The 25,549-nt window shown below is 65.4% G+C and carries 22 protein-coding genes and 2 tRNA genes; 16 read left to right on the top strand and 8 right to left on the bottom strand.

Annotated elements, in window-relative coordinates; genetic code table 11:
* Positions 1-60 precede the first annotated feature (60 nt).
* From K323_RS0101945 to K323_RS0101925, 5 genes are all read right to left on the bottom strand, one after another.
* Positions 61-1,032 (bottom strand): LacI family DNA-binding transcriptional regulator, encoded by a 972-nt coding sequence (locus tag K323_RS0101945; RefSeq protein ID WP_051147164.1) that lies wholly within the window; start codon positions 1,030-1,032, stop codon positions 61-63.
* A 100-nt stretch (positions 1,033-1,132) separates the two neighbouring features.
* On the bottom strand, positions 1,133-2,584 hold the full coding sequence (locus tag K323_RS0101940) for a GH1 family beta-glucosidase (protein WP_022883605.1): 1,452 nt from the start codon (positions 2,582-2,584) through the stop codon (positions 1,133-1,135).
* Positions 2,584-3,504: a carbohydrate ABC transporter permease gene (locus K323_RS0101935; RefSeq protein WP_022883604.1), complete on the bottom strand. Its 921-nt coding sequence runs from the start codon at positions 3,502-3,504 to the stop codon at positions 2,584-2,586. Before K323_RS0101935 ends, K323_RS0101940 begins: the two co-directional genes overlap by 1 nt.
* Positions 3,501-4,640 carry a carbohydrate ABC transporter permease gene (locus tag K323_RS23765; RefSeq protein ID WP_245570900.1) on the bottom strand — a complete coding sequence of 380 codons (1,140 nt, stop codon included), beginning with the start codon at positions 4,638-4,640 and terminating at the stop codon, positions 3,501-3,503. Before K323_RS23765 ends, K323_RS0101935 begins: the two co-directional genes overlap by 4 nt.
* A gap of 152 nt (positions 4,641-4,792) precedes the next feature.
* Positions 4,793-6,112, bottom strand: a complete 1,320-nt coding sequence (locus tag K323_RS0101925) for an ABC transporter substrate-binding protein (RefSeq protein WP_425402255.1) — start codon at positions 6,110-6,112, stop codon at positions 4,793-4,795.
* A 234-nt stretch (positions 6,113-6,346) separates the two neighbouring features.
* On the opposite strand from K323_RS0101925, the gene K323_RS0101920 reads away from it, so the two are divergent.
* The 4 genes from K323_RS0101920 (at position 6,347) to K323_RS23760 (ending at position 11,116) form a co-directional block, all read left to right on the top strand.
* Positions 6,347-7,198 (top strand): M15 family metallopeptidase, encoded by an 852-nt coding sequence (locus tag K323_RS0101920; RefSeq protein ID WP_245570890.1) that lies wholly within the window; start codon positions 6,347-6,349, stop codon positions 7,196-7,198.
* 203 nt (positions 7,199-7,401) lie between these two features.
* On the top strand, positions 7,402-8,631 hold the full coding sequence (locus K323_RS0101915; protein WP_022883600.1) for an MFS transporter: 1,230 nt from the start codon (positions 7,402-7,404) through the stop codon (positions 8,629-8,631).
* A 341-nt stretch (positions 8,632-8,972) separates the two neighbouring features.
* Positions 8,973-10,292, top strand: a complete 1,320-nt coding sequence (locus K323_RS0101910; RefSeq protein WP_022883599.1) for an amidase domain-containing protein — start codon at positions 8,973-8,975, stop codon at positions 10,290-10,292.
* A gap of 125 nt (positions 10,293-10,417) precedes the next feature.
* Positions 10,418-11,116 carry an amidase domain-containing protein gene (locus K323_RS23760; protein ID WP_022883598.1) on the top strand — a complete coding sequence of 233 codons (699 nt, stop codon included), beginning with the start codon at positions 10,418-10,420 and terminating at the stop codon, positions 11,114-11,116.
* A 132-nt stretch (positions 11,117-11,248) separates the two neighbouring features.
* On the opposite strand, the gene pgm is transcribed toward K323_RS23760, so the two are convergent.
* Positions 11,249-12,865, bottom strand: a complete 1,617-nt coding sequence (pgm, locus tag K323_RS0101900) for a phosphoglucomutase (alpha-D-glucose-1,6-bisphosphate-dependent) (RefSeq protein ID WP_022883597.1) — start codon at positions 12,863-12,865, stop codon at positions 11,249-11,251.
* A gap of 61 nt (positions 12,866-12,926) precedes the next feature.
* Between pgm and pheA the strand changes: the two genes are divergently transcribed.
* Genes pheA through K323_RS0101885 form a run of 3 tightly spaced genes read left to right on the top strand, consistent with a single transcriptional unit; the run spans position 12,927 to position 14,878 of the window.
* Positions 12,927-13,898, top strand: coding sequence for a prephenate dehydratase (pheA, locus tag K323_RS0101895; RefSeq protein ID WP_022883596.1), 972 nt, complete (start codon positions 12,927-12,929; stop codon positions 13,896-13,898).
* A gap of 22 nt (positions 13,899-13,920) precedes the next feature.
* Positions 13,921-14,586, top strand: a complete 666-nt coding sequence (locus K323_RS0101890; RefSeq protein WP_022883595.1) for a hypothetical protein — start codon at positions 13,921-13,923, stop codon at positions 14,584-14,586.
* Positions 14,579-14,878 (top strand): hypothetical protein, encoded by a 300-nt coding sequence (locus K323_RS0101885; protein WP_022883594.1) that lies wholly within the window; start codon positions 14,579-14,581, stop codon positions 14,876-14,878. The genes K323_RS0101890 and K323_RS0101885 overlap by 8 nt, the downstream gene beginning before the upstream one ends.
* 120 nt (positions 14,879-14,998) lie before the next feature.
* Here K323_RS0101885 and K323_RS23755 read toward each other — a convergent pair whose 3' ends face one another.
* Complete coding sequence (locus K323_RS23755; RefSeq protein ID WP_022883593.1) at positions 14,999-16,048, bottom strand: diacylglycerol/lipid kinase family protein; 1,050 nt, start codon at positions 16,046-16,048, stop codon at positions 14,999-15,001.
* Between the two features lie 64 nt (positions 16,049-16,112).
* Between K323_RS23755 and serS the strand changes: the two genes are divergently transcribed.
* The 6 genes from serS to K323_RS0101850 all read left to right on the top strand — a co-directional run bounded on the left by serS (position 16,113) and on the right by K323_RS0101850 (position 21,318).
* Complete coding sequence (gene serS / locus K323_RS0101875) at positions 16,113-17,378, top strand: serine--tRNA ligase (RefSeq protein WP_022883592.1); 1,266 nt, start codon at positions 16,113-16,115, stop codon at positions 17,376-17,378.
* Positions 17,379-17,404: 26 nt separating this feature from the next.
* The gene (locus K323_RS0101870) at positions 17,405-18,208 is read left to right on the top strand and encodes an HAD family hydrolase (protein WP_026851105.1); all 804 of its coding nucleotides are present in this window, start codon (positions 17,405-17,407) and stop codon (positions 18,206-18,208) included.
* Between the two features lie 23 nt (positions 18,209-18,231).
* Positions 18,232-19,587, top strand: a complete 1,356-nt coding sequence (locus tag K323_RS23750; protein WP_084696971.1) for an LCP family protein — start codon at positions 18,232-18,234, stop codon at positions 19,585-19,587.
* 138 nt (positions 19,588-19,725) lie between these two features.
* A tRNA-Ser gene (locus K323_RS0101860) sits at positions 19,726-19,810 on the top strand.
* Positions 19,811-19,889: 79 nt separating this feature from the next.
* The gene (locus tag K323_RS0101855; protein ID WP_022883589.1) at positions 19,890-21,155 is read left to right on the top strand and encodes an LCP family protein; all 1,266 of its coding nucleotides are present in this window, start codon (positions 19,890-19,892) and stop codon (positions 21,153-21,155) included.
* A gap of 74 nt (positions 21,156-21,229) precedes the next feature.
* Positions 21,230-21,318: transfer RNA gene (locus K323_RS0101850), tRNA-Ser, on the top strand.
* A gap of 120 nt (positions 21,319-21,438) precedes the next feature.
* On the opposite strand, the gene K323_RS0101845 is transcribed toward K323_RS0101850, so the two are convergent.
* A complete protein-coding gene (locus K323_RS0101845) occupies positions 21,439-22,164 on the bottom strand; it encodes a DUF2786 domain-containing protein (RefSeq protein WP_022883588.1) in 726 nt (241 codons plus the stop codon).
* Between the two features lie 309 nt (positions 22,165-22,473).
* Between K323_RS0101845 and K323_RS0101840 the strand changes: the two genes are divergently transcribed.
* The 3 genes from K323_RS0101840 (at position 22,474) to K323_RS0101830 (ending at position 25,549) form a co-directional block, all read left to right on the top strand.
* Complete coding sequence (locus tag K323_RS0101840; protein ID WP_022883587.1) at positions 22,474-23,757, top strand: ABC transporter substrate-binding protein; 1,284 nt, start codon at positions 22,474-22,476, stop codon at positions 23,755-23,757.
* A 116-nt stretch (positions 23,758-23,873) separates the two neighbouring features.
* Positions 23,874-24,719 carry a carbohydrate ABC transporter permease gene (locus K323_RS23745; protein ID WP_169515596.1) on the top strand — a complete coding sequence of 282 codons (846 nt, stop codon included), beginning with the start codon at positions 23,874-23,876 and terminating at the stop codon, positions 24,717-24,719.
* A complete protein-coding gene (locus tag K323_RS0101830) occupies positions 24,716-25,549 on the top strand; it encodes a carbohydrate ABC transporter permease (protein ID WP_022883585.1) in 834 nt (277 codons plus the stop codon). The genes K323_RS23745 and K323_RS0101830 overlap by 4 nt, the downstream gene beginning before the upstream one ends.

Here is a 25,549-nt window from a genome sequence, read left to right as displayed (position 1 = left end):
CCAACCCAGACCGAATAGGACCGACACGAGGAAGTGGTCCCCCGAAACCAGCGCCGCCCGCTAGGCGGAGTTGCGGATGACGAGCGACGTGGGCAGCCGGGTGACCCGCTCCGTCGGCTTTCCGGCGATGAGGCCCACTAGCAGTTCCGCCATCTTGCTGCCCATCTCCACGACCGGGTGGTGCACAGTCGTGAGAGCGGGCGCGACGGTTGCGCCGAAGTAGTCGTCGTCGAACCCGACGACGGCCACATCGTGGGGTATCCGCAGCCCATGCTCGTTCAGCACGGAATATGCCCCGGCGGCCATCTGGTCGTTCGCCGCGAACAGACCGTCTATCGGCACTCCCCGCTCCAGCAGGCGTCGCATGGCCGCGCCACCGGATGCCGGTGTGAAGTCCCCGATCTCAACGAGTGAATCGCCCTGGCCGGCTCGCCGCAGCGCGCGGCGCCAGCCGGTCAGTCGGTCGATCCCCGGCGGCATATCCTGCGGGCCCGCGATGGTGGCGATATTTCGACGACCACCGGCGATCAGCCGCTCTGTGGCGCCTTCCGCACCGGCTTCGTTGTCGACGTCGACGTAGTAGCTGTCGCCGCCGGTCAACGGGCGCCCGGCGAAGACGATCGGCAGCGATTCGCTCAATCGGCTCCACGAGTGGTCACTGCTGTGGTGCGAGACCACCAGAGCGCCGTCGACATTGCCGCCGAGCAGGTAGCGCCTCGTCTTCTCCGGCTTCGACTCCGACGAGATGATCATGTTCAGGGTGTAGTCGGTGTCGGCGAGATACATGGCGATGCCCTGAACCACGGATGCGAAGAACGGGTCGGCGAAGACCTTCGAGGTCGATTCGGGCACCACCAGTGCTACCGACTGCGTTCGGCGGCTGGCCAGCGACCTGGCCGCGCGATTCGGCACGTAGTTGAGGGTGGTGATCGCCTCATTCACGGCCTTGGCGACATCCGGCTTCACCTTCGGCGAATCGTTGACCACTCGCGAGACCGTCGCCCTCGACACACCGGCCAGCGCGGCCACCATCTCGAGGGTCGGCACCGAGCGTGCCTGGACTGCGTCTGTCTTCACGATTCTCCGGTGCTGAGTGGGGTGATTCGCCCCGATGCGTTCAGTGTAAGCGCGTTCACACCGCTGACGGAACAGCCTCCCGCGCTGCAGCAGCGGCGATCAACTCGGCGTAGGCGAGCCCGCTGTCCTTCACCGTCCGCTCGAGGGTGTCATAGTCCACTCGCACGATCCCGAACCGCTTGCCGTACCCCCACGACCACTCGAAGTTGTCGAGCAGCGACCAGACGAAGTACCCGCGAACGTCTGCGCCCTCGTCGATGGCACGGCCGACGGCCGCGATGTGATTCTGGATGTACGCGGCGCGTTCGGCATCGTGCACGTGCCCGTCTGCGCTGACCGTGTCGACGTATGCGGCACCGTTCTCGGTGACATAGAGCGGCGGCAGCGTCGGGTATTCCCTGCCGAGACGAACGAGCAGCTTTCGGAGGCCGTCGGGGTTGACCTCCCAGTTCATCGCGGTACGCGGCAGTCCGCGGCTCGGGAAGGTGAGGTCTTCAGAGCCGACCCACGGCGAGACGGTCGGCCGTTCAGCACCACCGGAGTGCCCGTCGCTGCTCTCCGGTGCCGGATGCCCGCTGATGAGGTCGTCGTGGTAATGGTTCACCCCGAGGAAGTCGATCGGCGTGCTGATCACCTCGAGGTCACCCGGTTGGATCACGTCGGCGAGCCCGAACGGCTCGAGATCGCGAAGCGAATCCTCCGGGTAGGCGCCGAGAACGATCGGCTCGAGGAAGATGCGGTTCTGCAACGAATCGAAACGGCGGGCGGCTTCGAGATCGACCGGGTCGTTCGCATCGCGGGGAATGGAGTTGCTGAGGTTCAGCGTGATGCCGAGATTCTGGGCTCCCCGGCTTCGCAACTCGCCCACGGCGAGACCGTGCGCGAGGTGCTGGTGGTGAACGGCCGCGATCGCCGCGCGGGGTTCCTGCCTGCCCGGCGCGTGTGCGCCGGAAGCGTAGCCGAGCAGGGAGGAACAGAAGGGCTCATTGAAGGTCGTCCAGTGCTGCACCCGGTCGCCCAGCGCGTCATAGACATCCGTCGCGTATTCGACAAAGCGATACGCGGTGTCGCGGTTGGCCCAGCCGCCCTTCTCTTCGAGCGCTTGCGGCAGGTCCCAGTGATACAGGGTCAGCCAGGGCAGGATACCGGCGCCAAGCAGTTCGTCGACCAGGCGGGAGTAGAAGTCGAGGCCGACCGGGTTCGCGGCGCGGTCGCCGGGGCGAACCCTGGCCCAGCTCGTGGAGAACCGGTAGGAGCCGAGGCCGAGCTCCTTCATCAGGCGCACGTCCGCCGGCATCCGGTGGTAGTGGTCGACGGCGACCTCGAGGTCATCGCCGTTGTTGATCGCGCCCGGCACCCGTGCGAATGCATCCCAGACGGAGTCTTCCTTGCCGCCCTCGTGCCCTGCGCCCTCGACCTGTGCGGCGGCGGTCGCCGAGCCCCAGATGAAGCCGGCCGGCCAGGCGGCCTGTGCACCGTTCGCGATGCCGCTGTTGTTCTCTGGCATTAGCCCTTCACTGCTCCTTGCATGATTCCTGAGATGAGTTGTTTGCCCGCGACCACGAAGAGTATGAGCAGGGGGATCGTTGAGAGGATCGCGCCCGTGAGCACCACTGAGTAATCAACGTACCGCGCAGACTGAAGTTGTGACAGAGCGGTCTGCAGCGTCGGGTTCGACGAGTTCAGCACAAGGAGTGGCCAGAGGAAGTCCGTCCACGCCATCATGAATGTGAAGAGTCCCAAAATGGCCATTGCGGGCCTGGCGGCCGGCAGGGCGACATGGAAGAAGGTCCTGATCATGCTGGCCCCGTCCATCCGGGCAGCCTCGATGAGCTCATCGGGGATGACATCGACCAGGTACTGGCGCATGAAGAACACGCCGAACGCCGTGACCAGGGTCGGCACGATGACGGCCCCGATTTCGCCCGTCCAGCCCCACTGGCGCATGAGCATGAACAGCGGGATGATGCCGAGCTGGGTCGGAATCGCCATGGTGCCGATCACGAAGACCATGAGGATGTTGTTCCCCTTGAAGCGCAGCTTCGCGAAGGCGTAGCCGGCGAGGGTGGAGAAGAAGACGACGGATACCGTGATCACCGACGAGATCACAACGCTGTTTCCGAGGGCGAGCCAGAACGGGATGCTGTCCAGGACTTCACCGACGTTGATCCAGAATCGCCCGCCGGGCAACAGGGGTGGCCAGGTTTCGCCGCGCGCGGAGTTCTCGCTCGACCCCATCACGACCGACCACCAGAGCGGGTAAGCGGAGGAGAGGAGGAGGGCGATCAGCAGGCCATAGACCAGGAATCCCGGCCGCCCATCGATGCCCATCGGCTTGCGGCGTCGCAGCTTCAGGCGCGGGTCCAGAGCAGGGGAGCCGGCGGAGGCCGAGCCTGGGTTCGGGCGGGTTGCAGTCGTTGCGGTCATCGTCCCGTCTCCTCGTCTGTGATGGAACGCGAGTTTGTCGGGGCGGAATCGCCGGGAAGTGAGCTGGCATCGATAGAGCTGGCGTTGATTGCACCGACAGCGAGCGAATCAATCTCGAGCGAGCCCGGTGCCGCAGCATCCGTTTGCTGGCCGTTGAAGGCGTGCAGCCGGCGAAGTTGACGCGTGGTGCGCCGGGCACTGACGCGGGCTTCGGCGGAGGCGATCCGATTCGAGATGAAGAAGTTCACGATGGCGATAGCGACGATGATCAGGAACAGCAACCAGGCGATCGCAGACGCTTCGCCGAAGTCCTGCCGGAAGAATGCCATCTCCCACAGGTAGAGGACGGTGGTCTGGAACTGACGGGCCGAACCGCCGGCGGTGACCGGGTCGAACAGGCGCGGTTCGGTGAAGATCTGCAGCCCGCCGATGGTAGCGGTGATGATGACGAAGATCATGGTCGGGCGGATGCTCGGAATGGTCATCGTGAAGAAGCGGCGTATGGCGCCGGCTCCATCGAGGGCCGCGGACTCGTGGATGTCACGGGGGACCGCCTGCATTGCGGCGAGGAGGATGAGGGCGTTGTATCCGGTCCAGCGCCAGTTGACCATGGTGGCGATGGCGATGTGACTGGGCAGGGTCTCTGTCTTCCACATCACGGGGTCGAGCCCGATTGCCCCGAGGATGTTGTTGATCAGGCCGTACTGCTCGTTGAACATGTTCGTGAAGATCAAGGAGACGGCGACGGGCGTGACGATATAGGGGAGCAGGATGCTCATGCGCCAGAATGTCTTGCCGCGAATGTTCTGGTCGAGGATCGCCGCGATGGCGACCGCGGCCACCAGCTGCGGAACGCTCGAGAGAATGAAGATCGAGAAGGTGTTGAACAGCGAGTTCCAGAAGAAGCGGTCGCCGAGCACCGCGATGAAGTTGCCCGGGCCGACGAAGTCGCCCTGACCCTTCAGCAGGTGCCAGTCGAACAAGGAAACGATGAACGTGTAGATCAGCGGGAAGAGCCCGATCAGCGCGAACAGCACGAAGAACGGCGCGATGTAGAGGTACGGCGACGCCTTCACGTCGAGACGGCTGAGCCGTTGACGGAACATCGACCGTTGGCGCCTGGCCGGCGGCTGCATCGGCCGCGTCGCAGGTGGATCGCTCAGCTCAGGCGGGCTGGTGAGGACTGACATGGGAATTCCTTCTTGTGCGATGTCTTCCGGGTGCGCTGGGGGGTCCGGGCCGAAAGGTCCGGACCCCGCGTTACGCGGTCGCCGATCGATGGCGGCTCTTAGCCGAGGAGCTCGCCGATCAGCTTCTGCGCTTCGTCCCAGCCTGTCTGGGCGTTCAGCTCGCCGGCTTCGATGCGGTCGAGAACGGCCTGGAAGACGTTCTCCTGGATCACCGAGTCATCCGGTCCCTTGAACTGGGCGACGACACCTTCCGCGCGGGAGGCGAGGATGGCACCGGTCGGTGCGCCGTTGAAGAGTTCATTCGGAGTGGCTTCCGCTGCCAGTGTTTCCTGGGCCTCGATGGTGCTCGGGAAGTTGCCCGCTGCCGCCGACTGCTTCACCTGCTGCTCAGGAGCGGTCAGCCAGGTGGCCAGTGCTGCGGCCTCTTCAGGGTGCTTCGAGGTGGTCGGAACGGAGAGGAACGCGCCGCCCCAGTTCGATGCGCCGCCGGGGAAGACGTCAGCGAAGTCCCAGCCGGTGCTGGCGTCGCCGCCGCCCGATTCGAGCGAACCCTTGATCGTGCCGAGCATCCAGCCAGGGCAGACGAAGGTGGCGAAGCTGCCGTCGACGAATGCCTTGCCGCCGCCCCAGTCCCACCTGGCCTGCTTGGCCGAGAGACCGTCGGAGATTCCCTGGTTGATCAGGGCCCAGCGCTCTTCGAGCTCGGGGTTTCCTTCGACATTGAGTTCACCGTCAGCGGTGTAGTAGCCCTCGTCGAGCTGGTTGACCATGGAGTTCCAGACGAAGCTGGACTGGTCGAACCAGGCCTTGCCCGTCGCGTCCTTGTACTGGTTGCCGAGCTCGAAGTAGGTCTCCCAAGTGGCGTCGTCTCCGCCGAAGAGTTCGGCGACGGCGTCGCGGTCACTGGGCAGGCCGGCGGCCTCGAATAGCTTTCCGTTGTAGCAGAGGCCCTGCGGGCCGATGTCGGTGCCGTAGCCGATGACGCGGCCCTCGGCATCCGTTCCCTGCTCGTACTTCCACGGAACCCAGTTGTCTTTGACGTCTGCCGCGCCGTATTCGTTCAGGTCGACGAACTGGTCTGAGACCTCCATGATCGCGCCGAGCCAGCCTTCCTCTATGGCGACGACGTCGCTCAGGCCGTCTCCTGCGGCGAGCTTGGTGAAGACATCGGTACGGGCGTTTCCACCCGTGTCGATGTTGGTGGCCTTGATCGTGATGCCGGGGTTGGCTTCCTCGTACTCGGCGTACAAGTCGTCGTAGCCGAAGGTGCCGAACGTGGTCACGGTCAGTTCGGTCGGGTTGTCTGCGCTGGCCGCTTCACCGCTGGTTGCGGAACAGCCGGAGACGATCGTGGCGAACGCTGCGGCGCCGGCGATGGTCGTAACGGTAACGGTGCGTCGTGAGAGTTTCACTGTCACTCCTTTGTGTGCGTGCTGATGGGATGGTGTGGGTGGCGGTACTGCGTCCGTGAGAGCGCTCTCTACTTCGGGTGAGAGCGCTCTCAACAGTGCCAGGCCTCAGGCTAGGTGACGATCCCGCTGCTGTCAAGAGAGCGCTCTCAAGAAAGCGTTTGCAGGCGGGTGATCGCCGATATGCGGGGCTCTCGCTGGGCAATCAGGCGATGACGGATGCGCGCGGCTAAGCTCGAAACCGTGCCAGCTGCATCTTCGCGTGCCCCGATATCCCGCGCCGTTCGGCGACGTCGCACGCTGGTGATCGCGGGTGCCGTTGCCGCGCTCGCCGTGGTCTCGCTCGTCGCCGGCGTCGTTTCCGCCCAGCCCTCGGCATCCGTTGGCCAAGCGACAACGACACAAACGGCGACACTGGCACCGGAACCGACCGCCACGCCGCGGCCCTCCCCGAGTGCCTCGCCTGAGCCGGTCGTGGTGCCGACGTTCGACATGGCAGCGCGCTCCATCGACGACCCGGCGAGCATCTGGGTGGTCTCGAACAAGCAGCGTCCGCTGAACCCGGTCGATTACGAGCCGGCCGACCTGGTGGAGGTGCCGGTCGCGCACACCTGGTCTCCGCTGCTGCGCCAGGAGGCGTCGGACGCGGTGGTCGCGATGTTCGACGCCGCGGCGACCGAGGCCGGGTTGAATCTCGCATCGAATAGCGCTTACCGCAGCTACAGTACCCAGGTCGAGGTGTACGACCAGGACGTGGCGGCCAATGGCCAGGCGTTCGCCGACACCAGCACCGCCCGGCCGGGACACAGCGAACACCAGACCGGGCTCGCCATCGACATCGGCGCTGAGTCGGGTTCGTGCTCGCTCGGTGCCTGCTTCGGTGAGACGGCGGAGGGGCAGTGGCTTGTAGCGAATGCGTGGCGGTTCGGTTATCTACTGCGCTACCCGGCCGACAAGACTGAGATCACAGGGTTCTCCTATGAGCCGTGGCACTTCCGGTACATCGGCGTTGATCTCGCGACCGAGATGCACAACACCGGCGTGACAACGCTTGAGGAGTTCTTCGGCCTGCCCGCCGCGCCCGACTACTCCTGATTGCTTACCCGCGTGCGGACTGTTGTATTCGCGGCACGCGCGGGGTCGAAAGCGCTCGCGTGCGCGACTATCGGCACTAGCGACGCGAGTGCGCGCTCACTTACGATTGGCACATCCTCACCAACAACAACTCCCTCCCCGAGCCCGAGCCCGCACCCGGCCGCGCTACCACGCGCACGCGTCTCACCCGGCGCACCGGCTGGGTGCCGCTCGTACTGCTGATCGTGAACCAGCTGCTCGCCGGCGTTGGCGTGGCATCCGGTGTCGCCGTCGGCGGGCTCCTCGCTGAGCGACTCACCGGCACGGTCGCCATGGCCGGCTTCGCGCAGACCTCGGCTGTACTCGGTGCCGGGTTGGTCGCCATTCCGCTCGCACGCCTGGCAACCCGGGTCGGGCGCCACTGGGCCCTGGCGGCCGGCTACGCGCTGGCGCTGGCTGGAACACTGCTCATCTTCGTCGCGTCTGCGACCGGTATCATCGCCATCCTGTTCATCGGGCTGGGGGCGTTCGGAGCCGCCAGTGCAGCAGGTCTGCAGTCTCGATTCGCTGCCACCGAAGTCGCCTCGAAGGGCTACGAAGCCCGTTCCATGTCTGTGGTGCTGTGGGCGACGACGCTCGGCTCGGTCGCGGGCCCGAACCTGTCGCAGGTGGGCAGTGACCTGGGGGAAAGCCTCGGGATCGAGCCACTCGCGGGCCCGTTCATCTTCTCCGGTGTTGCCTTCGCGCTCGCTTCACTGCTGGCAGCGGCTTTGCTGCGCACCCCACCGGCCGGCCAGCTCGCCGGCGATACCGAACCCGTCGCATCCGTCGGCCTCGGCCAGGCCCTGCGGATCGCGCTCGGACAGCCGCGTGCGGTTTTCGCAATGGTGGCCATCATCTGCTCGCAGACGGTGATGGTGGGGGTGATGGTGATGACGCCTGTGCACATGTTCCACCACGGGCTCTCGCTCACCCTGGTCGGCCTCGTGATCAGTGTGCACATCCTCGGCATGTACGGAGCGAGCCCGGTGATGGGCTGGCTCGCCGACCGCATCGGCGCCGGGCGCGTCATCGCCGTCGGCGTCGGCATCCTCGGGCTGGCCGTCGCCATCGGTGCAATGCTGGCGCCGGACGACATGATCGGCATCCCGCTGGCCCTCGGCCTGCTCGGCCTCGGCTGGTCGGCCGGCATGATCGGTGGTTCGACACTGCTCACGCGCACGGTCGAACAGCGCGTGCGGGTGCCGTTGCAGGGGGCGACTGATGCCGCGATGAACCTCGGTGCCGCCGCCTCCGCTGCGGCGTCTGGCCTGGTGCTCGGCTGGGGCGGGTTCGCCGCGGTGAACGGCGTTGCTGCTCTGGTTCTCGTGCCGGTGGTGGTGCTCGGGCTGCGCGCCTGGACGGTCTCCCGCAGGGCGCGCCGCGTGAGTGACACCGCCGACACCTCCGTCTGACACCGAACCGTGAGCCGAACACCTTCCCTCGCGATTAGAGGTGCTTAAGTCACGGCTCGGCGGGGAGGATGGAGCCGTTCGGTCAGGCTCGAGACTGGCGGCTCGTCGTCCCCCGCTCTGCCGATGGACGCTCGCCGCCACGCGCCATTAACGCGCCAAAGCGCCATGCGCGCGTGGTGCATTCGCGCGTAAGTGGCGCGCGTTGGGATGAACGCTCGCACAGCGCCTGAACACGCACCGGAATCATGCGCATGCATGAGTTTCGGATGCTCTGCACAGTGCATACCCATAGTGGCGTGTTTCCCTATACGGTCCCTTCCCCCGAACCGAGAAACGATTTTGTGCGCCCTGAGATAACCCGAGACACCCGTACCCAGCTACCCAGCACCCAACCATCACGCGGCACCCCCAACCGCTCGAGTAACCGAAGTAAAGCGCGACACCGCGCCGAAAAGCCCGGTCTGCCCCGCTACCTTGCGATCGGCGGCACCACCCTGCTCACCTGCGGCATCATCGCAGCGTCGCTCGGATTCGCGAACGGCGGCGCGGGTGCCGGAGCCGCCGCGCCGTCGCCGACGTCTACCCCACTCGCAGCCCTGGTCGCGCCTCCGCAGCCCGAACCCGTCGTGCGCGGCAGCATCATCGCCACTGACGGCGTGACCGCCGGTGCCCCAGAAGGCCTCGTCGCCGGAGGAACCGTCGTCACGGTGCACGGCGACCACCTTGGCTCGGTCGCCAGCGCGAACTTCGGTGGGAACGCCGGCCAGGTCGTCGCGGTAACGGATGACGCCGTCACCATCTCGACACCGCCAGCGACCAACCTGTCAGAAGGCACGGTTCCCGTGGAGCTGTTCGACGTGGCGGGCGTTCCCGTTCCCGTGACCGCAGCCGATGCCGCGGTTGCGGCGCCCGCACCTGCCGACACTGCTCCCACGACGCCTGCTCCCGCCACGCCTGCCCCCGCGGAGACCGCGGCGCCCGCGGCCGGAGAGACCACCGAGATCGTGCCGAAAGACGCCAAGGCGACCGAGAAGAGCACCGACACCAAGGCTGCTGACAAGAAAGCCACCGACGTCAAAGCTGCCGAAAAGAAGGCTGCCGACATGAAGGCCGCCGTCAAGAAAGCTGCCGACGCCGCGGCATCCGTCACGGCTTCTGCTCTCCCGCTGAGCTTCAGCTACGTGCCTGACCCGCATGTCTCCGCGCAGATCGACTACGCGATGAAGTACTGGAACGATTACAACACCGGCACCTACGGGGTCATCGCCGGCAACGACTGCGTCAACTTCACCAGCCAGTCGCTCATCGAGCGTGGCTGGGCCATGGATTCCGAATGGTCGTTCGACCCGGCGACCAAGGTGACCAGCTCCGCCTGGAACAGCTCCACCGCCTTCGCTGCGTACATGGACGCCCACCCGGAGCGTGGCACGGCGCTCACCGACGACCAGCGCGCCGAGGTGAAGGTGGGAGACGTTGTGCAGTTCGACTGGGACAACTCCGGCGACCGCGATCACACCGCCATTGTGAGCAAGGTCGTCAAATCCGAGGAGGGCGGCGTTGAGATCTATTACGCCGGCCACACCAATGACACGGACTACAAGTCGGTCGACGAGTCGGTCTCCAACACGGGTGGCAGTGTCTCCTACTGGAGCATCGCCTAGTGACTGGTCGCCGTCGCATTCAGCGACGGTTCCCAGCCGACTCCGAGGGGTCTTGACGGAACACCTGATGGTCTGAACACCCGAGCGAAACACCCGAGCGAAACACCCGAGTGAAACGAGGAGTAGTGGCATTTACCCGTGGGCAGCGGATCGGCACGCTCGTGGTGGCGGCCGGGGTCGTCGTCGCCGGTGCCATAGCGCTCAGCGTGGTGTTGCTCGGTGACGGCGCAGTACTCGGTGAGAAGGATGCCGGAGCCGACCGGTCAGCTTCATCGCCCACGACGACGGCCGAGAAGGAGCCAGCGACTGAGCCGCAGATCGACATCGCCCAAAAGCGGTCGGATGATCCCGCGGCCCTGGCCCAGCTCGACTATGTGCTCGCCCACTGGAGCGACTACAACCTCGGAGCGTATGGCGTCATCGACGACAACGACTGCGTCAATTTCGCAAGCCAGTCACTTATCCAGCGCGGCTGGGCGATGGATGAAGACTGGTGGAGCGAGGGCGCCGGCGACGAGTTTGATTTCACGGATGCCTGGGTCAGCTCGACCGCGTTCCGCGACTACCTGGAAGAGTCGGGCAGGGCCACCGCCCTCGCCGACACGCAGCGCGCCGAGGTGAAACTCGGCGACATCGTGCAGTTCGACTGGGACAACTCCGGCGACCGCGACCACACCGCCGTCGTCACCGGCATCAGCGGCTCTGGCGACGACATCCAGATCTTCTACGGCGGTCACACGGACGACACCGACTACCGGTCGGTGGACTGGGCGATCACCGAGAACCACCGTGGGGCATCCGTCTTCTACTGGAGTGTTCCGTAGGAACTCGACTCATGTCCCTCGATTCGGTTAACCGAGCCAGATCGGCTGAATTCGGCCCACAAAGACCCAATCGGAGCGAATAACCGAATCAGGGGACAGAAGGCAGGGGACAGAGGGTCCGGTGGCAGAAGCTCAGGCGATCGCGGCGTCGACGATGGCCTTGGCCTCTGCCTGCACCAGGGCGAGGTGCTCTTCGCCCTTGAACGACTCCGCGTAGATCTTGTAGACGTCTTCGGTGCCGCTCGGTCGCGCGGCGAACCAGGCGTTGTCGGTGACGACCTTCACCCCGCCGATGGGCGCATCGTTGCCGGGCGCACGGCTGAGTTTCGCCGTGATCTTCTCGCCGGCCAGTTCGGTCGCGCTGATCGCGTCGCCGTCGAGCTTGCCGAGCGCCGCCTTCTGTTCCGGCGTGGCAGGCGCGTCGATGCGCGCGTACGATGGCGCACCGAAGTGCTCGGCGAGCTCTGTGTACCGCTGGCTTGGCGTCTTGCCGGTCACGGCGAGTATTTCGGCGGCCAGCAGCGCCAGCAGGATGCCGTCTTTGTCTGTCGTCCACACTGTGCCGTCGAAGCGCACGAAGCTCGCCCCGGCGCTCTCCTCGCCCCCGAACGCGACCGAACCGTCGATGAGGCCGGGCACGAACCACTTGAATCCGACCGGCACCTCCCACAGCTCCCGGCCGAGAAAACCGGCGACCCGGTCGATCATCGTCGACGAGACGAGCGTCTTGCCGACCGCGGCATCCGTTCGCCAGCCTTCGCGGTGACTGTAGAGATAGTCGATCGCCACGGCGAGAAAGTGGTTGGGGTTCATCAGCCCGGCGTCTGGGGTGACGATGCCGTGCCGGTCGGCGTCGGCGTCGTTGCCGGTGAGAATGTCGAAGTCGTCTTTGTGGGCGAGAACGGATGCCATGGCAGACGGGCTGGACGGGTCCATTCTGATCTTCCCGTCCCAGTCGAGCGTCATGAAGCGCCACGTCGGGTCGACGTCGGGGTTCACCACGGTCAGGTCGAGCTCGTAGCGGTCGCGGATCGCGCCCCAGTAGCCGACGCTCGCTCCGCCGAGCGGGTCTGCCCCGATGCGGATGCCGCTGGACTTGATCGCCTTCAGGTCGATGATGTTCTCGAGGTCGTCGACGTACTGTCCGCGGAAGTCATAGGTCTCGACGGCGCTCGGCTCGCTCATTTTCACGTCGTGCATCTCGCCAGCGATGATCTCATTGGCGCGCGCGGCGATCCACGACGTGGCGTCGCTGTCGGCCGGGCCACCGTGCGGCGGGTTGTACTTGAAGCCGCCGTCTGACGGCGGGTTGTGGCTCGGCGTCACGACGATGCCGTCGGCCTGGTCGTCGTACCCGGCCCGGTTGTAGGCCAGGATCGCGTGCGAGAGGGCGGGGGTCGGCACGAAGTCTTCGAACTCGTCGACCAGCACGCGCACGCTGTTGCCGACCAGCACGGCAAGGGCGGTGGTGAACGCCGGGGCGCTGAGCGCGTGGGTGTCTGCTCCGATGAACAGCGGCCCGGTGATTCCCTGTGCCGCGCGGTACTCGACGATTGCCTGCGTTGTCGCCGCGATGTGGTGCTCGTTGAAGGCGGTGTTCAGGGAGCTTCCTCGGTGTCCAGACGTACCGAAGGCCACGCGCTGGGCGGGCACCGCGGCATCCGGTTTCAACTCGTAATACGCGGCGATGAGGGCGTGCACATCGATGAGATCTGATTCCTGGGCTGGGGTTCCCGCGCGCTCGTTCATGACCCCAGTCTGGCACCGACAGCTGACGCTGAGATAGACCTCTCGCACTAGGCTGGCAGCCATGCCAGAAACGTCGCCGCACTCCGCTGGAATCAACGATGGAACCGACACCTACAGCTACCTCGGGCCCGCCGGTACGTTCACCGAGGCGGCCCTCGCGCAGGTGCCGGAGGCGCAGGGCAGAGCGTGGCGGGCGGTCAACAATGTCGGCGAGGCGCTGGCGGATGTCGCCGATGGTCGTAGTGTCGCCGCCATGATCGCGATCGAGAACTCGGTCGATGGCGGTGTCTCCGCCACCCAGGACGCGCTCGCCAGCGTGCCTGGCCTCCGCATCATCGGTGAATATCTGGTTCCCGTGAATTTTGTGCTGGTCGCGAGGCGCGGCACGACGCTCGACGACGTGCGCACCATCAATGCCCACCCTGTGGCCTACGCCCAGTGCCACCTGTGGCTGGAAAGCGCGCTGCCCGATCACGGCCACATTCCAGCGACCAGTAACGTGACTGCAGCATCGACCCTGCTCGAGAACGCGGCGGCGGACGCTGCGATCGCCCCGCCGGGCATCGAGAGTCGACTCGACCTCGTCGTGCTCGCGGAAGATATCGGTGACAACCCCAACGCCGTCACGCGTTTTGTGCTGGTCGCGCGCACCACATCGATTCCAGCCCCGACCGGTGCCGACAAGACGAGCCTCGTCGTCGAGCTGCCGGAGGACCGCGCCGGTGCGCTGCTCGACATGCTTGAGCAGTTCGCCACCCGTGGGGTGAATCTGAGCCTGATCCAGTCGCGGCCGATCGGCGATGCACTCGGCCGCTACCGGTTCGTGATCGACGCCGACGGGCACGTGTTAGACGAGCGCATGGCCGACGCGCTCCTCGGGCTTCGCCGGTTCAGTCCGAAGGTGCAGTTCCTCGGCTCGTATCCGCGGGCAGACAAGCAGCCGATCGAGTTCACCTCGCGCTACGACGACGAGATCTTCATCGAGGCGCGCGACTGGCTGCGCGGAATCCTCGGCGGGGAACCGGAAGCATGACCTGCCCTGGAGGTGCTGACCGATGACGGATGCCGGTGGCACCGATCCGAAGGCAGGCACAGATGGTGATGAGCCGACCTTCGACCCGCGTCACAACCCGGTCTTCCAGCGCGGCTACGACCCGGCGTCATCCGCTGGTCCGGCCCGTCGTGCCCGCCGTGCCCGCCGTGCCGAGCGTTCTCACCCCGCAGACCCGGTCAGCCCACCATCATCAAGATCATCGTCGAACCGTGAAGTAAGCACGCTCCCAAGCGATGGGAACGTGCTCAGCTCACGGCTCGGCCACGAATCCGGGCGGGATCCGGGGCAGGGTGAAGCGCAGGCGACGGATGCTGCGGGGCACGCCCCGCAGACCCCCCGCGTCGACGACGCATCGGCGACTGAGACGCGGCGCAACCCGTTCATCGTCGGCCTCTGGATTTTCGCTGTGGTGTCCTTGGTCGGCGGAGTCATCCTGCAGTGGCAGGCGAGCGTCAGCAGCTACAACCGCAGCTTCAACGCCGACGAAATCCCGATCGAGGTGATTATCCAGCAACTGGTCTGGACGATCACGCCGACGATGATCTCGGTCGGTGCGATGACGCTGGTCGGCCTGGTGTTCTGGCACGCGGTGACCTGGCGCGCTGCCCGCCCGGTGGCCGCCGATCCCAGGACGGAAAACTGGCCGGAGCCGAACCAGAATGAGTGATCGGCGAAACGTCGCTCTGATCGCGCTCTGGATTCTCGCCACCGTCGGCCTGGGTATCGGGGTCGCGGGTCAGATAGTCGTCACCCTGATGCGACTGTCGCCGAGCGGCATGTACAGCGTGTTCGGAGGCGCCGCCCTCGACTACCAGCTTCTCGACCAGGTCATCGGAATCGCGGGATACGTCCTGCCTGCGCTGGTGCGGGCCGGCCTGCTCTCCGTCGTCGCCCTGTTGTTCTTCTCGGCGCTCCAGTGGCGCCGCCGCACGGCCCAACGCGCAATCGCCGAGCCGTGAGCGTGGCCAACTCAGGAGATTTCGCAAATCGTGCGCGCGCAACCGCGGACCAGTGCGATGGTCAACGGATCCGACGCACTATCTCCTGAGTTGCCCACACCCGTCACTCGCGGTCAGCGGTCAGACGGCACCGGATGCGGCGGCGAGCGCAGGACCGGCGGCCGGCCCGACCCCCGGCCCACCCGTCGGCACCCTCACGATCAGCGACTGAGGGTCTGCCCGCAGGAACAACGAACGCACCACTCCGAATTCGTCGCCGTCGAGTTCGAACGCCTGAGGCATGTCGAGGGCGATCCGGATATCGGCGGCGCGCAGCGTCGTCATCGTGCGTTCGTTCATGTCTTCGTTGAGCCGGATGATCCGCCGCCCGACCGACGAGCGCCGCAGCACCCCGTTCTCCCAGGTCACCCGCCGCCAGATCTTCAGCCAGCCGAGCACGCCCTTCGGCTGCAGCACGGCGATGTCGAGGATCCCGTCGTCGATCTCCGCATCCGGCAGGAACTGCATATTGCCCGGCAACAGCCCGCAGTTGGCGATCAGGATGGTGCTGACGTGAGCGTGCCGTTCAGCCCGCGCCGCCAGGCTGTAACGGATGCGGAATGGCTCAGACTTCGGAATCACCCGCACTCCGGCGTCGACATAGGCCAGCCAGCCCACCTGTCGTTTCAGGTCGGAGCGGGTGGCGGCGAGCATCTGGGCGTCGAGCCCGAGTCCCGCCATCACCAGGAAGACGTAATCGCTGGTGGCGCCATCGAGCCCGGTGACTGAGGCTACCCCCACGTCGATGGCCCGTTCGTCGCCGCTGAAGGCGATCCTCGCCGATTCTTCGAGGCTGCCGAGCGGCAACTGCATGTTGCGGGCGAGCAGGTTGCCTGTGCCGAGCGGCACGATCGCCAGCGGCACCTCAGAGTCGCGCAGGGCTTCGGCGACGGCCCGCACTGTTCCGTCACCACCGGCAGCGAGCACAACGGATGCGCCCTGCCGCAGAGCCCGCCTGGTCGCGTTCTGACCGGCATCCGTTTCACTGGTCGCAAACCAGAGCGTCTCTGCCCAACCGGCGCGCGAGGCCGCGGCGTTGACACTTTTGCGGAGCTTCTTCAGCGGGGTCTTGATGGGGTTGTAGACGACGGCGGCGTACCGGTCGGCGAAGGAAGTCGGCTCGGTTGGCACGAGGCCAACGTTAGCAAGTCGCCGTTCGCAAGTCGCCCAGCGTGGCGCTTGTAGACTGGCGTGCGTGATTGATCCGGTGCTGCTGCGAGAGAACCCTGACCTCCTTAAGCGTTCGCAGGAGGCGCGCGGTGCCTCCGCAGAGGTTGTCGATTCCGCGCTCGCGGCAGACACCGAACGGCGCACCACGATCTCCGCCTTCGAGGCACTGCGGGCCGAGCAGAACCAGTTCAGCAAGAAGGTCGCGTCGGCTCCCACAGAGGAGAAGAAGCAGCTTGTCGCCGAGGCGCAGGCTCTCGCCGCGAGGGTGAAGGCGGCCAGCGCACTCGCCACAGAGGCGGAAGAACGCTTCACCACGGTCGTGCGCACGATCGCCAACCCGATCCTCGACGGAGTGCCGGCTGGCGGCGAAGACAAGTTCGTCACGCTGCGCACACACGGCGAAACCCCGACGTTCGACTTCGAGGCGCGCGACCACCTCGAGCTCGGCGAGCTGCTGGGCGCGATCGACATGGCTCGCGGTGCCAAGGTCTCCGGCACCCGCTTCTACTTTCTGAAAGGCATCGGGGCGCGCCTCGAGATCGCCCTGATGAACATGGCGCTCGACCGGGCGATCGCGGCGGGATTCACTCCGATGATCACGCCGACCCTGGTGCGCCCGGAGATCATGGATGGCACCGGCTTCCTCGGCGAGCACGCAGACGAGATCTACTACCTTCCCGCAGACGACCTCTACCTCACCGGCACCAGCGAGGTGGCACTCGCCGGGTATCACTCCGACGAGATCCTCGACCTCTCGGCCGAGCCGCTGCGTTACGCCGGCTGGTCGACCTGCTATCGCCGCGAGGCCGGGTCTGGCGGCAAAGACACCCGCGGCATCATCAGGGTGCACCAGTTCAACAAGCTCGAGATGTTCACCTACGTGCTGCCGACGGATGCCGAGGCAGAGCACGACAGGCTGGTCGCGATGCAGGAAGACATGCTGCAGTCGCTCGGCCTCAGTTACCGGGTGATCGACGTTGCAGCGGGGGACCTCGGGTCGAGTGCGGCGCGCAAGTTCGACATCGAGGCGTGGGTTCCCACTCAGGATGCTTACCGTGAGCTCACCAGCACGAGCAATTGCACGACGTACCAGGCCAGGCGCCTCGGCATCCGTTACCGCACCGAATCGGGTAAGACCGCGCCGGTCGCCACCCTGAACGGCACGCTCGCGACCACGCGCTGGATCGCCGCGCTGCTGGAGACACACCAGAATGCCGATGGTTCTGTCACCGTGCCGGAGGCGCTGCGGCCCTATCTCGGCGGCCTCGAACTTCTCGAGCCGATTCAGTGAGCGACACAGCCGCTGCCTCGTCGGTCATGACTGTCGACCCCTGGCTGATCGCTCTCGACATCGACGGCACCACCATGCACGAAGACGGGTCGATCAGCGACGCTGTAAAGGCAGAGGTGCATCGCCTCGTTGCCGAAGGACACGAGGTCATGCTCGCCACCGGTCGTTCGGCCGCGGCGACGCTGCCGGTGATCGAACGCCTGGAAATTGAGCCGCGCTTCATCGTTTGTTCGAATGGGGCCATCACCCTGCATCGTGATCCGGAAGCACCGACCGGTTACCGCCGTGAGTGGGTGGAGTCCTTCGATCCGACCGAGGTGCTGACGTCGATCCGTTCGCACCTTGCCAACGCGCGTTATGCGGTCGAAGACGAGACCGGTTTCTACCGCTATACAGAGCCGTTCCCCGACGCGACGATCGGCCTGGACAGCGAGCACGTTCCGTTCGATGAATTGATGCGGCATCCGGCGACCAGGGTCGTGGTGATCTCTCCGGACCATGACATGGAGGACTTCCTGAAGGTCGTCGACCGGATGGGCCTGCATCGTGTCAGCTACGCGATCGGCTGGACGGCGTGGCTCGACATCGCGCCGGACGGCGTGAACAAGGCAACCGCCCTGGAGCGGGTGCGCAGCGAACTCGGCACGCCGCGGGAGCGGGTGATGGCGGTCGGTGACGGGCGTAACGACGTCGACATGCTCGCCTGGGCCGCAGAGCACGGTCGCGGGGTGGCGATGGGGTATTCACCGGATGACGTGGTCGCCGTCGCCAATGAGACCACCGGTTCGGTGCAGGAAGACGGGCTGGCGCGGGTACTCGGCACCCTCTAAGGGGGGCACTGTATGTTCGCGGGATGGGACGTGCAGATGACAGACGGCGAGCAGGTGGAACAGGAGACGGGAATACCCCGTCCGATGGGCTGCTGAACCCTGCCCCGGCCGATCATGCCGCACGAAGCGGGGTGCCCCCGGTCGCTGCCCCGCTGGCCCGCCACGGCCGGCTCGCGCAGTCGCGCGCGGCGAAGACCGTTCTGAAGTGGCTCGGAATCGCGGTGAGTGTGCTCCTCGTGAGCACGGCCACCGTTGCCGGTGTTGCCATCTGGGACGTTGCGTCCAGCCTGAAGCCCGGCGTTGCCCTCCCGAATGATTCGGCCGGCCCGGTGCCGGAGATCGGCGCGATCGAGGGAGGCGTGAACCTGCTCCTGGTTGGAAGCGACAGTGGTGAGGGAGACCCGCAGTACGGAGAGCGTGGCGAGCGTCTGAACGACGTGACGATCCTGCTGCACATCGCGCAGGACCACAGTTCGGCGACGGCCGTGAGCTTCCCCAGGGACATGTTCGTCGACATCCCGGCCTGCCCGGCATCCGAAGACGGAACAACGCCGGGAACCGAAGGCGGGTTCACCGACAAGATGAACACCAGCCTGTCGTACGGTGGCCTCGGCTGTTCGGTGGCCACCGTGCAGCAGCTGACCGGCCTCGACATCCCGTTCGCCGCCGAGATCGAGTTCAACGGTGTCATCGAGATGTCGAATGCCGTCGGTGGCGTGCCGGTGTGCATCGCAGAGCCGATCCAGGACGAGCAGACCAACACCTTCCTCGCAGCGGGAGAGCAAACACTCCAAGGCCTCGAAGCCCTGCAGTTCCTCCGCACGCGTTACGGCTTGCAAGAGGGAAGTGACCTCGCTCGCATCGGCAACCAGCAGATGTTCCTGTCCTCGTTGATGCGCACCATTAAGAGTGACGGCACCCTGACCGACCCCCTCAAGCTCTACAGCCTGGCCAAGGCGGCGGCCAAGAACATGGTGCTTTCGAGCGAGTTGCAGAGCCCGGATCGCATGGTGTCGATCGCCAAGGCCCTCGCCGACATCGACCTGGACAAGGTGGCCTTCCTGCAGTATCCGGTGGCCACCACCGAAGACGGCCTGGAGCCGTTGACCGACGATGCCACCGCCCTCTTCGATGCCCTCGCCGTTGACGCCCCGGTGACGCTGAGCGGCGAACTCGGTAAGGCCAGCCAGACTGATCCAAATGCGCCGCCTGCCGAGACACCGCCTGCCGAGGAGCCGCCCGCCGAGACACCGCCGACGGATGCCGCACCACCGGCCGATCCGGCGCCTGGCGGAGTGACGCTTCCGCCGTCGATCTCCGGCCAGACAGCCGCCGACCACACCTGCACCGTCGGGCGGAGTCTCGACGAGCAGGAGTGAATCGTAACGGCCCGTCCCCTGTATTGGGGGCATCCGTTTTTACCGACCACCGCGGCGTTCCAGCACCTTTTCAGATTGTCCTGTCAGGCTGACGGGCGTGTCATCGGTTAGAATCGGGCGTTGTTCGTTCGCGAACTGGGAGGGCTGTCCGAGCGGCCGATGGAGCCAGTCTTGAAAACTGGTGGGCAGAAATGTCTCGTGGGTTCGAATCCCACGCCCTCCGCACTGATGTGCTTCGGGAAGACGGAATACTTCAGGAAAGCTGAGTACTTCAGAAAGCACAAATACACGAAGGGAGCCGGGTGAGCGACCAGCTACGTTCCCGCTCGAACAGAAAACGGGCTGCAGGTCCCGTTGCCAGGCACGGCCGGCTGAAGAAGTCGAACCCGTTTAAGACCATCGGCAAGTTCGTCGCGGCGGCACTGGCCGTCGTCCTGGTGAGCGGGGTATCCGTCGCGGCCGTGGCCACTTACGATGTTGCGGCCAGCGTGCAGCCCAGCGTGCATCTCGAGAATGAGAAGACCCAGGGTCCGATTCCGCAGATCGGTGCGATCGCCGGCGGCGTGAACCTGCTGGTCGTCGGCAGCGACAGCCGAGCCGGGCAGGATGAAGTGTTCGGCGGCGAAGATGAAACCGGTGACCTCAACGATGTGACGATGCTGTTGCACATCTCGCAGGACCACAGCAATGCCTCCGTGATCAGCTTTCCCCGGGACATGTATGTGCCGATTCCCGAGTGCCCAGACCCCGAGGGTGGCACGTTCGGGGCGATGAGTAACCAGAAGATCAACACGACCCTCACCTATGGGGGACTGGCCTGCACAGTGAAGACGGTTGAGGCACTGACCGGCCTCTCGATTCCATTTGCGGCAGAGGTGCAGTTCAGCGGTGTGATGGCGATGTCGACCGCTGTGGGCGGTGTGCCGGTCTGTGTGGCCGAGCCGATTGAAGACGAGTACACGAACACGTTCCTCGGTGTCGGCGAGCACACGCTGGAAGGCTACGACGCCCTCCAGTTCCTGCGTACGAGGCATGGTATCGGTGATGGCAGTGACCTGACCCGGATCAGCAACCAGCAGGTGTTCCTGTCGTCGCTGGTGCGGACGGTGAAGAGCGCGGAGACGCTGGCGGACCCGATAAAGCTGTATTCGCTGGCGAAAGCGGCCACCGGCAACATGACGCTGTCTGACAGCCTCAACAACGTCGACCGTATGGTGTCGATCGCCCTGGCGCTGAAAGACATCCCGTTGAACGAAGTCGTCTTCCTGCAAGTGCCGACCGGAAGCACCGAAGGCGGCGTTGACCCGCTGCAGCCGGCATTCGATGAGATGTTCGCTGCGATCGCGGCCGACCAGCCGGTGCAGCTCGGTGGCACGGTGGGCAACGGGGCGACGATCGACCCGAATGCGCCCGTCACGGCCGACCCTGCTCCGGCTACCGATCCTTCTGCCGACCCGAGTGCGCCCGCAACCCCGGATGCTCCGGTCACGGTGCTTCCGGACTCGGTAACGGGTCAGACCGCCGGCGAGTACACCTGCTCGAAGGGCCGCACGCTCGACGATCAGTAGTGGTTCAGCGTGGTCGAACCCACGCCCCAGAGCAGTTATGATTGCTGTCGTGTGTTTGCTTCGGTGAGCGCCCAGGAGACGTCGCATAGTCCGGCCTAGTGCACCACCCTGCTAAGGTGGAGTACCCTAACGGGTACCGAGGGTTCAAATCCCTCCGTCTCCGCACTAAAATACCTGATGAGACACAAGTTTCTGTGACAAGGTGACTTCGCGGATCGGCTAGATTTCAAGGCTGGAACCGCGCTGGGTGTGCCCCAGTTGTCCCGCGTCCGCCCCAGTGCCATCACCGCCCCAGGGCCCTGCCGGACCCAACGGCCTTGCCCCCCGTCATCGCCTCGCGGCCGGACCGATGCCCGTTGTAGAACGACACGGCGTCGGCTCCGCCGCGACCGCGAGCCCGTCGGGTCGTCATGGCGTCGACCACGGCATCCACTCGATCCCGGCGCGATGCCAAGACGAGGTCCGTGCCCTTCCCGGCATCCTCGATGATGGTGCGACGGTTCTCCCTGATGCGCCCCGCCGCGCCGACCCCGAAACCGCGGACGAAGCTGCTGCGCGCGCGGCGCTTGTCGCTTTCCGAGTGCCAGCGGTAGACCTCGCGTTCGGCCGCCCACCACGACCGCATGGCGACCATCGCCTGCACCTGCAGGCTTGCGGTGAGCACCCGAGCCTGCTGCACGTCGGACGTGTAGCCGACGAGGTAGAGGATCGATCCGCCGTCAGGATGCTTAGCGTGCAGTGGCCTCAGTGTGCCAAGCGCGAGCGCGATCCCGCCGCCGAGTTCGCGCATGTCGCGCGCGTAGGCCCCGGTGAACAGCATCCGTTCCTTGACGATCTCCTCTTGCGTCTGCCCGAGGCGGGCGCGTCGCTCATCGATCCGGGCTTGCTCGATGCCGTATTTCACCATCAGCCGTTCGGCGTGCTCGGTCAGGGCCTTCGCCTCCTCCGGCGTGGTCTGTTCGGCCTTCGCCAGCAGTTTCGCGATCAGATCCAACTTGGCTTCGCTCACGGTGTTCTCCTTCGTTCGTGATGCCTCGTATCCTCCGCGAGGCTACCCGCACGGACGCCCTTGTCGACGCCGCTCGGTCCGCATGGTGGAGAATCGCCGGACATCGATCACTGTGGAGGACGACCCGCGCTCCGGGGCGCGCTTGCCGGCTAGGAGAGGCTCGACCAGCGAAAGAGGGACTCGACCATTCGGCAAGCACGGAACCGAGGCAGGAGTTCACTTGACTTGTCTGATATCTGACAGTAGCGTTCCTAGGAGTCAGATATCTGATAACTCGTACCAGTCCTGTTTCTCAACGCGGAGGTAATGATGGCACGCAGCAGTTCCACACCACGATCGCGCATTCTCACGAGGGCGCTCGGCATCTCGACAGTTTTCGCGCTGGGGGTCACCCTGACGGCCTGCAGCGCTGGAGGCTCCGACGGCTCGGGCTCCGACGACTCTGGTTCTGGCACAGAGATCACCCTCTGGCAGTACTACGGCGACCCTGATACTCCCACCGGCGGCCCGCTCTACGACTTCATCGACCGCTTCGAAGCGTCGCAAGACGACATCACGGTAGACGTGCGCTTCATCCCGTTCGGTGACTTCAACCGCACGCTCCTCCAGTCTGCGGCCGCCGGCGACCTTCCAGACGTCGCTCTCATCAACGCCTTCGACACCGCAGCGATGGCAGACGCCGGCGTGATTGAAGACCTCAGCGAGCGGGTCGATGAATGGGGCGAGCAGGATGCCTACTTCCCGACCAGCTGGGAGACCACCCAGGTCGACGGCGCAACCTACGGCATCCCGCACCTGGCTGACGCCTACGCGGTCTACTACAACAAGGCCATGCTGGGCGCAGCAGGGCTGACGCCTCCCACCACCTGGACAGAGATGGAAGAGACGGCAGCAGCGCTCGCCGTCGATGGAAAGAGCGGCCTGGCCGTCAGCGGCATCGAAGGTGCAGAGGGGGCAACAGGCCTCGTCATCCGCACCCTCGCCGAAGGCGGCGACCTCGCCGAGTTCGACAGCCCGGCGGGGGAAACGGCCCTGAACTCCTTTAAGACCATGTCGGATTCCGGAGCGATGTCCCCCGGCGTTCTCACCTGGAACGAAGACGACGTGAAGAACCAGTTCGCCACCGGACAGGCCGCAATGATGATCAACTCGGCAACCTACGTCAGCGTACTGCGGGAAGAGAACCCGGAGCTCGAATGGGATGTCGCGCTTCTGCCCAAGGGGTCAGAGGATCAGCTGACCTTCCTCTCTGCCGAGAATCTCACCATCGGTGAAGGCAGTGAGAACGCCGACGCAGCCTGGGATCTCATCACCTTCATGCAGCAGCCAGAAGAGCTCGCCACCTATCTCCCGGAGCGCAACAAGCTTCCTGCTCGCGACGATGTCCCAGACGAATCGGAGGATCCGGTGCGCGCGACGTTCGCCGAGCAGCTGCAGAGCGCCTGGGCCCCAGAGGGCGACCTCGCCGCCGTCTCGAACGACGTCTTCACCCACGTGCAGCGCGCGTTGCAGGCGAGCCTGAGCGGTTCGTCGTCGACGGCCGATGCTCTTAAGACGGCACAGACCGGCATCGACGAGGCACTCGCGAAGTGACCACCCTGCGTCAACCACGCCGCGCGGGGCCTGCTGGGCGACCAGCGGGCCCCGTCGGGCGCGCCGGTTCCGCGGGCAGGATACGGCCACGCCTGTCGAGGGACATGTGGTTCCTCGTGCCCGCCATCGTCTTCGTCATCGTCACGGTCCTCTATCCGCTCATCTACAACATCGGCCAGAGCTTCTTCGACGTCGGCATCCGCGAGATCGTCTCAGGGGGCGCAGAGTGGATCGGCCTCGACAACTACATCGACCAATTCGGTCGCGCCGAGTTCTGGAGCTCGCTCGGCATCTCCCTGCTCTATACCGTGGCAACGGTCGCCCTGTCGTTGGTTGTCGGCATGGCGCTGGCCGTTCTCTTCACAGCCGACTTCCCCGGCCGCAACTACATGCGCGCCCTGGTGCTCGCCGCCTGGATTCTGCCCACCGTCGTCAGCGCCAACGTCTGGCGATGGATGCTGGACGGCAGCTATGGACTGTTCAACACGATCCTGAGAGGCCTCGGCCTGATCCACGAAGACGTCTTCTGGCTCGGCAACCCCGGCACGGCACTGCCTGCTGTCGTCATCGCCAGTGCGTGGAGCTTCGCCCCGTTCGCGATGATCCTGCTGCTCGCCGGCCTGCAGTCGGTGTCGGTCACCCTCTACGAAGCGGCACGGATCGACGGCGCAAACCGGTGGCAGCAGTTCCGCAGCATCACCCTGCCGATCTTGCGGCCGGTGACGGTGACCACGGCGCTGCTCTGCTTCATCTATACGTTCAAGACGTTCGACACGGTCTTCCTGATGACCGGTGGCGGGCCGGGCGGGGCCACCAGCATCCTGCCGATCTACGCCTATGACCAGGCATTCAACTTCTTCGAGTTCGGCAAGTCCGCCGTGGCGACAACAGTGCTGCTGATCGTTCCGATCTTCCTCTCGATCTTCTATTTCCGCTCGATCAGACGGGAGGAGCGCTCATGAGCACCTCGATGGAAACCAGGCGCAAGCGTCGGGCGATCCCCGCGGTCATCGTCACCGTGCTGTACCTGCTTCCCGTCTACTGGATGATCAACACCTCGCTGAAGCGCGCCGGCGACATCTTTGTGAAACCGCCGAGTTTTCTGCCTCTCCCGTTGTCGTTCGATTCCTATGCCACGGTGCTCGGCGATTCAGACCTGATCAGGGGGCTGCTCAACACGACGATCATCGCGACCGGTACCACCGCCGTCACGCTCGCCGTCGCGGTTCCGGCCGCCTACGGCCTGGCCAGGCTGCGGGTCAGGTTCGTGCCCGTGATCCTCCTCCTGTTCCTGGTCGTGCAGATGGTGCCTGCGGTGAACCTGGCGCTGCCGATGTTCGCATTGTTCAGCAACACCGAGCTGGTCAACACCTACCAGGGCCTGATCATCGCCAACTGTTCGCTCGCCATCCCGCTGGCCATCACGATCATGCGCCCCTACTTCCTCTCGGTGCCGAATGAGGTCATCGAAGCGGCGAAGACGGATGGCTGCACCACCCTGTCTGCGTTCATCCGTATCGCCGTCCCCATGAGCCTCCCCGGCATCATCACCGTCGCGGCGATCACCTTCCTCGGTGCGTGGGGCGAGTTCGTCTTCGGGCTTGCGCTGGCGACGGATGCCGAGATGCAGCCGGTCACGGTCGTCCTGGCCGGACTGTCCAACGCGTTCGGCACCAAGTGGAATGACGTCATGGCCGCGTCGATGGTGATCGCGATCCCGGTCATCCTGGCCTTCGTGTTCCTGCAGCGTTATGTCGTCGCCGGCCTGACAGAGGGCGCATCGAAGAGCTGA

The organism is Glaciibacter superstes DSM 21135, from assembly GCF_000421145.1.
In the GTDB taxonomy this organism is placed as follows: Bacteria; Actinomycetota; Actinomycetes; order Actinomycetales; family Microbacteriaceae; genus Cryobacterium; species Cryobacterium superstes.
Note: the sequence above shows the minus strand (reverse complement) of the source record. Positions and strands in the feature narration are given on the sequence as shown.

Bases quoted from the DNA above. Each gene is read 5' to 3' on its own strand.
- K323_RS0101945 (WP_051147164.1), bottom strand. From the start codon at position 1,032: ATGGTGGCCGCGCTGGCCGGTGTGTCGAGGGCGACGGTCTCGCGAGTG.
- K323_RS0101940 (WP_022883605.1), bottom strand. From the start codon at position 2,584: ATGCCAGAGAACAACAGCGGCATCGCGAACGGTGCACAGGCCGCCTGG.
- K323_RS0101935 (WP_022883604.1), bottom strand. From the start codon at position 3,504: ATGACCGCAACGACTGCAACCCGCCCGAACCCAGGCTCGGCCTCCGCC.
- K323_RS23765 (WP_245570900.1), bottom strand. From the start codon at position 4,640: ATGCAGCCGCCGGCCAGGCGCCAACGGTCGATGTTCCGTCAACGGCTC.
- pgm (WP_022883597.1), bottom strand. From the start codon at position 12,865: ATGAACGAGCGCGCGGGAACCCCAGCCCAGGAATCAGATCTCATCGAT.
- pheA (WP_022883596.1), top strand. From the start codon at position 12,927: ATGCCAGAAACGTCGCCGCACTCCGCTGGAATCAACGATGGAACCGAC.
- K323_RS0101890 (WP_022883595.1), top strand. From the start codon at position 13,921: ATGACGGATGCCGGTGGCACCGATCCGAAGGCAGGCACAGATGGTGAT.
- K323_RS0101885 (WP_022883594.1), top strand. From the start codon at position 14,579: ATGAGTGATCGGCGAAACGTCGCTCTGATCGCGCTCTGGATTCTCGCC.
- K323_RS0101870 (WP_026851105.1), top strand. From the start codon at position 17,405: ATGACTGTCGACCCCTGGCTGATCGCTCTCGACATCGACGGCACCACC.
- K323_RS23750 (WP_084696971.1), top strand. From the start codon at position 18,232: ATGGGACGTGCAGATGACAGACGGCGAGCAGGTGGAACAGGAGACGGG.
- K323_RS0101840 (WP_022883587.1), top strand. From the start codon at position 22,474: ATGGCACGCAGCAGTTCCACACCACGATCGCGCATTCTCACGAGGGCG.
- K323_RS0101830 (WP_022883585.1), top strand. From the start codon at position 24,716: ATGAGCACCTCGATGGAAACCAGGCGCAAGCGTCGGGCGATCCCCGCG.